Below are 12,824 nucleotides of genomic sequence, written 5' to 3' on the forward strand. Positions count from 1 at the left end.
TTATCTCCCTCCCTTACATCGGAAAAAGTTGTGCACAATCAAAAACGTATACATAACTTTCATCGATACGCTTTTTCCAAATTTGCTCAACGGCTCGTCGATACAACTCCATCTGCACGCGATAACGCCGTTCTAACACCGCTTGAACGTTGTCCATCCAGCGAACGTGATCCGTTTTAAAGTCAATGAGCACAAGCCCATTCTCGTCTTCAAACAAACAATCGAACACTCCTTGAACCAACACCGCTTCTTCCGCTTCCGCCGTCCAATGACCATATGTTTCTTGGGCAGAAAGCGCTAAGCTAAACGGTACTTCACGCTCAACGCGCGGAGCTCGACGAAGCCGCTGTCCAATATCCGTTTGGAAAAAAGCAACAATGCTAGCTACATCCACTTCTTTTGCCTGTTCTTCCGTCAGCCATTCCCCGTGAACCATCTTCGCTACTTGTTCACGAATGCTCTCTTCCGTGATTTCACTTTTTAAATCGACATGCTGCATCACAAGATGCATGACTGTTCCTTTTTCGGCTGGAGTGAGCTTCTTTGCTTGCATAAAGCGCGGACGCTCAATGATTTCTGTACGGAACGGGCGAAGAAGAGCGAGATCGCCGTCTGCACCAAAAATTTCTCGCTGTCGCTTTAACTCGGATACGCTTTGCTTGGCGCGTGAAACGGTCGCGATTTCATGTTCATACGTCCACTTCATGCGTCGAGCGACTTCTTCCGCATATTCACTTTCGGTGGAAATCGGTTCTAATTTCCTTACCGCTTCGATCAGCGCTTCATTCCGTTCCGCTTCTTCTCGCTCTTTTTCCTCGATATGCGCCGCCGAAACCACTTCGATTTTCCACTTCGCTGGATGATTTACAATTTCTTCAGGAAGTGAACGGGCCATCGTCGGTTGAAGCGCCTCGCTCTGTCTGTGACGGATTAACGCATGACCAATCCAATCCAGATAACTGTTCGCTGAAGCAAGGATGTAATCCGGCAACAGCCAATGGTCCCAAGAATAAGCAGCTTGCCAGCGCTGTTTCTCTTTTTCTAAATCTTTTACGGTTGCGATCAAATACAACTTTTCCTTCGCGCGCGTCAAGGCAACATACAAAATTCGCATTTCTTCTGCCAACGAATGAAGCGCCAATTTTCGTTTGAGCGCAAGTTGCGCAATCGTCGGATAGCTGACGCGCAGCTTCGGATGAACATAACGAGCGGCAAAACCGAGCTCTTTATCCATTAAATAATTTTGGCGTAAATCTTGCGTATTGAAGCTTTTTCCGATTCCCGCAACGAAAACGACTGGGAATTCTAATCCTTTGCTTTTATGGATGGTCATAATCCGCACGACATCTTCTTGTTCGCTGAGCGCTCTTGCTGCTCCTAAATCGTCTTCACGTTGCTGCATCCGTTCAATAAAACGTAAAAAGCGAAAAATGCCACGAAACGCTGTTTTTTCAAATTGTCGGGCGCGGTCATAGAGGGCGCGCAAATTCGCTTGCCGCTGCTTTCCGCCAGGCATCCCGCCGACAAAATCGTAGAAGTTTGTGTCGCGATATAACTGCCAAATCAAATCGGCTAATGAACCTTGGCGCGCTTTTGTTCGCCATGCTTCAAGTTGCTTTATGAAGGTCGATAGTTTTTCATGCAACTCTTTCTCTTCTTCCGTCGGTACTTTTGTTAGAAACATTGTCAGCGCTTCATAAAAACTGCCATCTTTTTTCTCCAAGCGAATACGCGCCAACTCATTTTCATCCAATCCAACGATAGGGGAACGCAATACAGCCGCAAGCGGAATGTCTTGATACGGATTATCGATCAATTTTAATAGCGACAACATAACCGAAACTTCCGTTGCTGAAAAATATCCTGAAGACAGTTCCGCATAAACAGGAATGCCTTGCTTGCGAAACTCTTCCATCATTTGTGAAGCCCACGGCATGGAACGTAATAAAATGACAATGTCGCGATACATAATACGACGCTCTTTTTGCAAATGACGGTCATATACATAGAACGGCTCATCGATAAGCTGCTTAATTTTTTTAGCAATAAAGCGCGCCTCAAGCTGAGCATTTTCCAATTCTTGTTCTTCGTTCTCCACTTGCCCTTCACTTTCGTTTTCTGCGCCATGATCCGCGCGATCAATCCATATGCACTCAATCGGCTGTTCTTTTTCCGGGTAATACGTTGCGCCAAAGCGCAGAGCGGCATCATCGTCATACGCAATTTGGCCAACGGTTTCCCCCATGATTTGTTTAAAAATAAAGTTCGTTCCATCTAAAATTTCGCGGCGGCTGCGGAAGTTTTGCGCCAAATCAATGCGCACTCCTCCGTCTTTTTCATCTGTTGTAAAACGTTGATACTTGCTTAAGAAAAGGGACGGTTCAGCTAAGCGGAAGCCGTAAATCGATTGTTTCACGTCCCCAACCATAAATAAGTTGCCCGTTGCTTCCTCATCATTCGTCACTAAACGTAAAATCGCTTCTTGCACCATGTTAACATCTTGATATTCATCGACGAGCACTTCGACAAATTGCGCCCGATAATCGAGCGCCGCATCGGACGGAATAAGACGATCAACCGTTGAAGACGGATCGCGCAAAATTTGCAAGCAATAGTGCTCCAAATCAGAAAAGTCAACGATTCCTTTTTCCGCTTTTTTCGCCTGCAATCGCTCAGCAAATTGTTGAACAAGCTCCACAATTGTCGCCACAACGGGCTTCATTTCGCGCAAATGCCGAAGCCACGTTTCAGGCTTAAACGAAAACAATTCTTCTTTGACGCTTTTTATTTTTTCTTTTGCTTTATCTCTTAATTTCTTCACTTCATCTACTAAACTTTCATCATATTCTTCGCCTTTTGGTTTTCGCTTGGCGGTCACCCATGCCAGTGATTGAAAGGTTTCATAAAGCCGTTGCCATGAAACGTGTCTTGCTTCTTTTAATTGCTGAATATTGATCAAATCTTGCTCAAGCGTTTCGCGCAAATAATCAGGTCCGTTTGGCTGCTTCGTTTTTTCAATCGCTTGTTTCAACATCTCTTCGGCTGCCTGCAACGAAAAATCAATATATTGGAACAAATAAGAAACATACGGAAGTTGATCAATCGTGACATCATCCGCTAGATCATACATCTCCACAAGCTGGCTTAACCATTCGTTTGGATTTGGATGAGAGCGCGAAAACTCATATAAACGCAATACAATCGTCTGCAAATCGGCATCCGTTCGATCGCTCGTATAGCGATCAACCACATCTAAAAATGCCTCATTATCCGCTTTTCCATAATAATCTTCAAACAGCTCTTCAATGACTTCTTCCTTTAATAGTGCAATTTCGGTTTCATCCGCAATGCGAAATACAGGGTCAAGATCAATGAGATAATAATATTTGCGAATGACATCTAAGCAAAAAGAGTGAATCGTTGAAATGGACGCCTTTTGCAACAAGCTGAGCTGACGCCGTAAATGAAGCGAATGCGGCTCTGCCTCGAGCGCCTTCTCAAGCGCTTCGCCAATTCGCTGCCGCATTTCTGCCGCTGCCGCATTCGTAAACGTCACGACAAGCAACCGATCGACATCGATCGGCTGTTGTTCATCCAAAAGTTTTTGAATAATCCGTTCAACAAGCACCGCTGTTTTCCCTGAACCAGCTGCCGCAGCAACGAGCGTATGCGCTCCAGAGGTCACAATCGCTTTCCATTGCGCATCCGTCCATTGACTTCCTGCTGGTTTCGGAGGAAACGTTTTTTTCATCATTCATCCCCCCTATCATGAAGCCATTCGTCCAATTTTTTCGTTTTGAAAAGTCGATAACGATCTTGTTCCATTGCTTCATCAAATTGGCATACATCGCGAAACTCACAATATTGGCAAGCTGTACGGTCTTTCCATTTATATGGAGCAATAGCAGTGACTCCATCAACAATTTGCTCCCCGACTTGTTGGAATGTAGCGCGAACATGGTTGCGCAACAACTGAAACTGCTGTTCTGTTATAACTTTTGAACCGTTTTTGGAAAATTGGCCGTCTTTTTTCAAACTTACTGGGATAATCATCGAGCTTTTTCCTGCTTCAAGTGTTTCGTCCATCAGCTTCGCTACTTCTTCATCCGCTAACACAACGCCGCCCATTTTAAATTGTTCCAATATCTTCTTCTCGATATCTGCTTCTTCCAATAGCACATCCGCTTTGATGATCGGATTATGAACAGGAAAGTATAACACGCCTGCCGGAAATGCCTTTGTCCCAACTAATTTTTCCGCATATTCGATCACAATGTCTAAATACGCAAGCATTTGCAATGCCAGTCCGTGGTACACTTCGGTAAAATCTAGCGTTTTGTTTCTAGATTTATAGTCAATGATGCGCAATAACATCCCTTTTTTGCTTTCCGCTTTGTCAATGCGGTCAATGCGGCCGATAAATTCCATTACCGTTCCGTCCGATAACGTAAATGTAAGCGGCGGAAGTGGATCGTTGTCACCAAAAGGCAACTCTAAGCCGACGGGCACAAACCCGCTTAGCTTCGCATGTTCGCTTAAAACCGTTGTCGTCCGCGCCATAATGTTTTGCAGCTTTCTTTTCATATAGCGATAGCGATGGGAGCTAAGCAAAACCTCTTGTTGAATATACGGCGCAATTTGTTCGACCGCTTCATACGATAACTGCTCGCACTGTTTTTTTGAGAGATGCGCCCATTCAAGCTGCTCTGTCCGAATTCGATCGGCAATCGTTTTTAAAGCATAATGAAACAATTGCCCAATGTCAGGAGCCGCTAATTGAAACACTTTTCGTTCTTTTAAACGAAGACCGTGCGAAGCAAAATGAGCAAACGGACATTGATTGAACTTCTCAACGCGCGAAATGCTCGCTTTCACTTTTTGACCATATAGCTTTTTCGCCATCTCTTTTTCTAGCTTTTTCGTTTTATTTTCATAGAAAAGAGCGTTAATGACTTTTTTCGCACGCGTTCTCCATTCTTCATGTTGGGTATATACGTTATAGACATCCCACCAAATCGGTTCGATCGGATATTGCCGTTTCCATGCTTCTAGCTGACCGACAAGCAAACCGAGCGTTGTGAGCGGATTCGTAATAAAATGAAGCTGTTCTTCAAGCGGCAATAAAAACGGCTCCGTTCCCCATTGTTTCTCTACAATGGTTGGGAACATCTCTTTTAACCGCTTAATGAACATCGAAGGCAGCAACGCTTTCCCTTCTCCATCGGCGAGCGAATAGGTGATATACAACCGCTCTTTTGGGCTTGCAAGCGCTAAATAAAGCGCAAACGGCTCATCAAGCAGCTGTTCTCGGCTCGTTGGCGCAACGCGGACAGAAAAATGGTGAAGAAGCTCGCGGTCTTTTTCCGAAAGCATGCCGTCATCGCTTTTTTTCGCTGGAATGACGCCTTCGTTGACGCCTGCAATAAAGACGCATTTTACATCCGTAAGACGCGAACGGTCAAAATGAGCGACAAGCACTTGATCGATCGCCGGTGGCACGAGTGAAAACTGCAAACTTTCAAGACCTGTTTCGATGATCGTCGCAAATAACTTCAGCGGCAATGTTTCTTCGCCTAATATTTCAACGTATTGATCCAATAAGTCAATGACAGCACTCCATGCTTGTTCATGATGGCGAGCGATGAGCAGCTGCCCTTTTTGTTCCGCTTCATCGCGAAGTTTTTCAAGCTTTCTCGGGATTTGTAGCTGCTCAAAATACAAGTAAAGCGCCTCGCACATCTCTCGGCCTGTTTTTGCTTTTTGCAATCGTTTTTGCAGCGACAAAAGAGGGGCGGCGACAAGTTCACGCCATGAATTCAACTTTTCTTCATACTCTTTTTCTTCATTTGTTTGCGGAACGTTTATATCTTCCAGCCCGCGATAACGGCGGTACGTCCAGCGCTCCGTCCACTTTGCCCCTTGAATGCCATGCGCCAACACATAGTTTTCAAGCTGATCCATCGCTTCGCGCATCGTTCTCGTGTCGCTTTCAAGCGGGAAAAAGAAATCGGTTTTCACCGCGCGAAAAACCGCTTCATAACGCCAATGGGTATTGATAACGTCAAGACTCGCGCGGATGAATTCGATGAACGGATGATGAACCATCGCCTCTTTTTCATCCATAAAATACGGAATTTGATAGTCAGCAAAAACCGTTGTTAAAACGTCGCGATAATCATCAAAATTGCGAATCAGCAGAGCCAAATCGCGATACCGATACCCTTCATCGCGCACAAGGCGAACGATTTCTCGAGCAATGCCTTCCACTTCCGCGCGGCGATGTGCCGCTTCGCAAATGTGAATAGAATCGGTCTGTTCTAAAAATGGCACAGCAGGCCGAGCGTCGTAATGCGCTTCAAGGTGAAGAAGCGCGCGATCGCGATGGCGCACATTTTCACGCAAAAGTTCAACTTCTTCGATCGCTACGTTATTAAGAAGCGCCATTTCGCGGAGATCATGATACGTCCGCCCAGTCATGCGGAAAAGATGAAGGTCATGCGGAAGCTGTTCGTTATACGGCGCATCGACCGTTAAAGCAATGGTCACTCGTTTACAATGAATCAATAATTGTTCAAGCACCATATATTCTTGTGGAGTAAAATGATGAAAACCATCGACATACACTTCGGCTTCTCTTAAATAGCGAGAGTGTTTTACTTTTTCCGCCAGTAGACGCAAATAGTCTTCAGAGTCGACATATTGACGTGAAATCTCTTGTTCAAACTGTTCGTAGACGAGTCTGACATCGCTTAGTTTGTCAGCAAGCACTTTTTCAGCCGCCGTTGCCTCATTGCGCAATTGTTTTTCCGTTTCTTGCAGCTGCTCGGGCGTGATGCAATAGCGCTTACATTCCGTCATCATTTTTTCTAATTGCTCAATAAATCCATTTTTGTCAGCCGCGCGCCCAAACAAGACAAACTTGTCTTTATTTTGCTCAACAATTTTGCGCAAAAGCATATGTACACCCGTTTGACTTAAATGGTAGCGGCTCAGCCCTCCCGTTTCTTGCAACACGCGCCAAGCGAGGCGAGTGAAGCTAAACACTTGCGCTCGAATCATTCCGCCAAGGTTGGGTGTGCGAATGAGCGCATATTCGGATTGAAACGTCATTTGTTCAGGAACGAGATAAATGATGGGCGAACCGTCTGGCTGTTCAAATAGCTTTTGGCGAATTTCTTGTAAACACCTTGTTGTTTTGCCGCTTCCGGAGCGACCAAGTATAAAGCGTAGCGACATCCTTTTCACCCTTTCTTATTTTCGTCATTGATCGCCAAAATCGTCTCAACCTTTTTTCCAACGTACCAAAGAAGAAAAATGACGAGAGCAACGAACACCGTGCGCAGCGGTTGTTGAATAAGCGCAACAATGTCATAACCAATAAAGCTGATCACAAACACCATCACCATTTTGCCAAAAACGACAGCAAGCATATATTGTTGAACGCTAATGCGCGACAATCCCGCAACCACGTTAACCGCCGCCGATGGCGTAAACGGGAAACAAAGAAGTAAAAAGAGCGGGCCAAATCCGCGCCTCTCGATCCAGTTGATCATGCGCCGAATTTTCGGATGGCGATGAAGAAAAGAAAAAAAGCGTTGTTGTCCAACTTTGCGCACGCCTAAAAAGACAAGAAGCGCGCCAAGACTTGTCCCAAACCATGAGATGAAAAATCCTTTCCAAAGGCCAAACGCCGCTGCATTCGCCATGACGAATACAAACAGCGGCAAAAACGGCAAAAATGCCTCAGCCATCGGCAACGCAATTCCAGGAACAATGCCGAATGAGCGGTATTCGTCTAGCATTTTCAACATATTGGAAATGGTAAACCATTGTTTTAATTCTTCTAACCCCATACGCAATCCCCTTTGTTCGTTAACATCGTGCTTATGCTTCTATTGTACAGGTTTAGAAGGAAATAGGAAATGGGATTGCGTTTAGGAAAAATATTGTTCTTTTTCTCTTAGATGAAACATGTATGCAAGCTTCCTCTCTCGCGCTTCCAATCGTTCTCGCAATTTTGTCCGAAGCTGTGCGGTGCGATGCAGTTGGTTGACAAAGGAATGATGGGAGATGTTCAGCTCGATGATATGACCATTGGAGAATGTCACACGCGTCTTTCCTAAAGCGGCATGTTCATGATGGTGAATGTGCAAATGCGATAGCCAAATGCATTGAGGATCGCTTGGGGAAATCGTTGGGAAAAAGAAAATTTCATTCGATGGTTCGATCGCAAGCGGGGCTTTGTGCGAAATGCCTATAATCTCTTTCGTTCCGTCCTTTCTGCCTTTCAAGCTTGCTCCATAGTAAAGGCAACTTTGTTCAATTACATCGATCGGGCGCATTTGAACCATATACTCCCCGTCTTCTTCGATCACTTTCGACCAGACGGAAGTGTGATGATGAATTGGAAAAATGCCCATCGTATAGCGGCTAGCAGCAAAATCATTCACAACTAAAAATTCGCTTATTTTCACAATTTTTTACTCCTTCCATTTTTATTATCAAAGAAAATATTATTTTATCTATTTTTCTTTCTAAACTAGTCGTATAAGTTAAAGAACCGATATTAAACGGGTATGTGACTTGCCTTCAGGAAGAAGAGGATTTCCTAAAATAAAATTGATTATTCGTAATTAAAAAATTATTCTTATGTTCTTTTAGCGAAAGGTCGAGATAATAATAAAAAGCTAAAAAATTCAAATTTGCACACTAGGTTTCTCGATTAGCCCTTTCCTGTTACTAAGATTGCGTAAGAACCAAAAATGTACCAAACGGCAAATAAGAGTATGCGTTTGATTGAATATTAACTCATACACCACGTGTTACTTGATATGGAGCATCTGTGGGCATGATTCTACACAAAGAGGCAAAGTTGTACGGATTAATTATCAAAATGTACATTTTCTTATTACCTCTAACATCAACCGATATACGAAAATGGATTCGTAATATGTTAAAATCTGCCAAGAGAAAACTACTGGCCATTACGACAATCAGTCGTCAAACTAAACATGAGCGAATAGAACAGAATCCCATTGAGAATTTCGATGTCACTGATCAATTGTATTTTTTGGAATATCGGTAACGTTGAAAATATTCTTTCATAATTTAACACTCTATTTCCAAATTTTTGGTAATTAACTTTAATTGAATGGAGTCGGTTTGACGTATAGGAGTCTATTGCGTTTATAAATAAAGGCGTCCGTTCCAATTAGGAACAAACGCCTTTGAGTCTTTTCTTCAAATTTTAATTTTCAATTCACAAACGGCGAGTTTTTCATATTAATAATTATTAAGATGTTGAATTTTTTTATTGCTTACGAACTTGATTCGTTTGTTCACAGTAAACAATAATATTCTCGAACTTTATGATCGTCTGTCAAACCTCATTTAAAATAAGCAGTTGAACATCTTTCATCCCTTTGAAAGTTCTCACATTTGAACGTGTGTGGCGAAAACAACGATTGTGGCAATAGAAATTGAATAACCGATAATTTTCGAAGCGACTGTTGCTTATTTATAAACTTTCAATATCAAAAGCCCGCAAAATAAGTTCTTCAATTCGATTTTCGATTTCATTAATCTCTTGTGCTTCTTTTTTATTATTCACTAATTCTTTAACTAAACTGATAATTTCTTTAGAGTAAATTGATTCTGGATTTGGAATTGGGTATTTATTCACATATTGTGTCAAATATCTTCTTCTTCCTGCGTAAAGTTTGTTTTGAAAAGCAATATCATGATATTTAGACATGAACTTTGAATTACAAATCCCCATGATTAGAAATAGAATATCGTTATCGTTTTCCTTTTTTGGAATAATCCAATAGCAATTACCGTCAACGATGCTTCCTTTGTCTTCATAAAAAAATTTAGGTTCTGAACTGATATCAGGAAAAATAATTTTAGGTTTGTCCCATAATGAAGGATCATGAGGAACCCAAATTTCATACCAATTTCTATTAGCCTTTAATACATATGTTCGACCCGCAAGTCTTTCTTTGTGGCTTTCAAGGTAGTTTTTAGCTCTAGGAAATTCCTCTAAATTTATAGCTTTTATTTGACCATCTCTAATTTCATGAGTATATAGCACTTTTTTATTACTCTCAATTAAAGAAACGCTCCATTTATTTGCTTGATCAGCCGAAATAATTGGACGTAATAGTTTATCTTCTGGAATTTGTTGCTCGGGCAATTCTTCCCAATCACTTCTAATAAATACTGAATCAGCAGTTGTTTTTATTCCAACTTTTACGTGTGCAAAGTCTTCAATAAAACCATATGCATTTTGATTTACTTTCATAAACCATTCGTATTCATCTTCAGTTGCTAAAATCCAAGGTTCTTTATAATTTTCGGGTGAAATTAATTTTCCTAATGATATCGAATAAGTTTTATCTCTAACGGAATATAATCCAGATTTATTAACTTCCAAAAGTTCTATTAATGAATTAAATTCACTATTGACATTTGTACTCGCCTCTATATCATTTTGTTCATATATTTTAAAGAACTTTGGAACGTTTGAATTTTCTTTTTGATTTTCTTTACTTTTCTTTTCACCAAAGAAAATCGCAGGCAAAACTGCCGCGTCAAAAAATTTCGTATCTCCTAAATCCATTATTTCTAATATATTAAAATTTAAAACTAAAAATTTCCTTATGGATTCCCCTCCTTTTGTAGTTAAGTAACGATTAGATGTAATAACTCCCATAATTCCGTTGCTTTTTAATTGTTGAGTCATAGCTACCAAAAACGCTTGGTATAAATCAACTCTTCCTTTCAAGTTAAATTTTTTCCTCAGTTGTTGTGCCTTTTCTGCACCTAAAATTTGAGTTCGAACATATGGAGGATTAGCAATAATAATATCAGCAGGCTCAAGTTCTTCTGTATTAAATAAATCGTAATTGTCGCCTTCACTCACCATTTCCAAAAAGTCTTTGTTAATTAAGCGAAAATTTTTATGTCCGCTTCTGCTTAATCTTTCATTAGCAATATTTATTGCGTCAATATCAGAATCCACACCAATGAGCTCTAATTGAATATTCATTGATTGTGCTACTTTGTTTATTGCTAGTAATAGTTCTCCATCACCGCAGGCTGGGTCTAAAACTCTAATTACTCGTTTTTCTTCACCTTTAAAATAATTCAAAATCCTTTTTGCAATAACTTCTGCTAATTTATCAGGGGTGAAATGAGCACCTGTTGCTTTTTGTTTTGAAACCTGTTTTACTTTTTGAACACTCATCATTTATTTTCACCTGCAAAATTCTATTATTATCAATTTACTTATTATAACTATACCACACCTAACTAAAAAATAAAAACAAAAATGCTATTCATAGTCTGTCGATTTATAAGCATCAAGAAAGGAAAATATATACATGAGAAATATAAATGATAGGGACAAAGTATTAAAAATAATTGGAAATAATATTCGTTCAATAAGAACCTGTTTGAATTTATCACAAGAAGAATTGGCCTTTAAATCCGGACTTCATAGAACCTACATTGGGGCTGTTGAAAGGGGAGAAAAAAATATAACAATTTTAAATCTCATCAAGATAGCAAATGCTCTAGAAGTTCGAGTACAAGATTTGCTAGACCTAGATAAAGAGGAGGATAAATAATTAATGCATGATATGATGTCCTTTCCACCAATTTCAAAAGATGCTCTTACACCCCCTGAAGAATTATGTAAACGTCTTTCTAGTTTAATAGGCAAAAAATTTCCGTTATCAGGAAAAACTAGAACAGATGGATCAAAAATGAGAAAATTAATTGAATGTACTTTGATTTCAGAAGGCGGGCTTCCTGCTCCTGCTCCAGAAGGAACGTATCAAATTGTGCCCCCGAAAGCTAAAGGCGTTCCGAAAATAAGATTAGAATTCATTGATTCATATATTGTTACATCTGGAAAATCTTATAATCTACAAGTATGGAACAGAAACCCAGCAACCGATTCTATACAAATTGAATATTCAAATGGTCAATCTCTTTCAGCAAATGACGTAAGATTTGTCTTTACAAAAGTAAATGTAACAACTCACGAAATTGAATCAGTTGTAATTCTAAGCCCAGATTATATAGTCAAAAACTTTGGTCAATTTGGAAAACCGACTATTAAGCACCAACTAATAATCACTGAAACTATGCGACAAAAGATCTTATCTAATAATGAGCCTATATTATTTTATTCTGATTCACAAAGTGTTCAGGGTTTATTGTCCGAAGATTTACCATGTGAGGGAATAAGTATTCACGATGAACCAACAAATGGAAAGATCCTAAAACTAGAGGTTATACGTGATATTGTACTAAAAAATCTAATTGGCACAAAATTAGATGCAATGCCAACAAAAAATAGAGGACAAGCCTTGGAATTAAAAGTTTCGCAACTATTAGGGTATAAACCTAGTGATCAAGAATTACTTGCAGGGGGATATCCTGATATTAGAAATCAAATGTTAGAAGTCAAAGTTCAAGATTCACCAACAGTTGATTTAGGTAAATACAGCCCTCAATTTGAAGAAGAATTACCATCATATCCTAAATTTACAACACTTTCTGTAAGATATCTTATTGCTTTAACAGACAAAGATAGCGGTATCGTTAAAGGAGCTGTATTGTGTCCTGGTGAACATTTAGGGGAACATTTCACTTATGTCGGGGATAAAAGCTTCAAATGTCAACGTTCCATTCCTATGTCTTTTTTTGAACAATTCAAAGGAAAAGCTGTTTATAATCCAGATATATAATCCACTTTTTGATTATGAGTTATTTTGTAATTTGTAAGTGAATGGAGTTGGCTTTGTTGATTCGCT

Annotated in this window: 7 protein-coding genes; 2 read left to right on the forward strand and 5 right to left on the reverse strand. The window is 40.4% G+C overall.

The genetic code is table 11. From position 1 onward, the window contains the following. Nucleotides 1–13 precede the first annotated feature (13 nt). The 5 genes from addA to EDD69_RS04865 all read right to left on the reverse strand — a co-directional run bounded on the left by addA (nucleotide 14) and on the right by EDD69_RS04865 (nucleotide 11,248). Complete coding sequence (gene addA, locus EDD69_RS04845) at nucleotides 14–3,751, reverse strand: helicase-exonuclease AddAB subunit AddA (RefSeq protein ID WP_132947844.1); 3,738 nt, start codon at nucleotides 3,749–3,751, stop codon at nucleotides 14–16. Next, entirely contained in the window at nucleotides 3,751–7,236 is a 3,486-nt protein-coding gene (gene addB, locus EDD69_RS04850; RefSeq protein ID WP_132947845.1) for a helicase-exonuclease AddAB subunit AddB, read from the reverse strand. Before addB ends, addA begins: the two co-directional genes overlap by 1 nt. A 5-nt stretch (nucleotides 7,237–7,241) precedes the next feature. Next, on the reverse strand, nucleotides 7,242–7,853 hold the full coding sequence (locus EDD69_RS04855) for a TVP38/TMEM64 family protein (RefSeq protein WP_132947846.1): 612 nt from the start codon (nucleotides 7,851–7,853) through the stop codon (nucleotides 7,242–7,244). Nucleotides 7,854–7,934: 81 nt separating this feature from the next. Beyond that, on the reverse strand, nucleotides 7,935–8,474 hold the full coding sequence (locus EDD69_RS04860; RefSeq protein ID WP_132947847.1) for a competence protein ComK: 540 nt from the start codon (nucleotides 8,472–8,474) through the stop codon (nucleotides 7,935–7,937). A 1,043-nt stretch (nucleotides 8,475–9,517) separates the two neighbouring features. Further along, nucleotides 9,518–11,248: an N-6 DNA methylase family protein gene (locus EDD69_RS04865; RefSeq protein ID WP_132947968.1), complete on the reverse strand. Its 1,731-nt coding sequence runs from the start codon at nucleotides 11,246–11,248 to the stop codon at nucleotides 9,518–9,520. 136 nt (nucleotides 11,249–11,384) lie between these two features. Between EDD69_RS04865 and EDD69_RS04870 the strand changes: the two genes are divergently transcribed. Together EDD69_RS04870 and EDD69_RS04875 are read left to right on the forward strand one after the other, a co-directional pair. Continuing rightward, a complete protein-coding gene (locus EDD69_RS04870; protein ID WP_132947848.1) occupies nucleotides 11,385–11,630 on the forward strand; it encodes a helix-turn-helix domain-containing protein in 246 nt (81 codons plus the stop codon). A 3-nt stretch (nucleotides 11,631–11,633) separates the two neighbouring features. Further along, on the forward strand, nucleotides 11,634–12,758 hold the full coding sequence (locus EDD69_RS04875; protein ID WP_132947849.1) for a nuclease: 1,125 nt from the start codon (nucleotides 11,634–11,636) through the stop codon (nucleotides 12,756–12,758). The last annotated feature ends 66 nt before the right edge of the window (nucleotides 12,759–12,824 follow it).

The sequence above is a fragment of the Thermolongibacillus altinsuensis genome (genome assembly GCF_004341205.1).
Taxonomy (GTDB): Bacteria; Bacillota; Bacilli; order Bacillales; family Anoxybacillaceae; genus Thermolongibacillus; species Thermolongibacillus altinsuensis.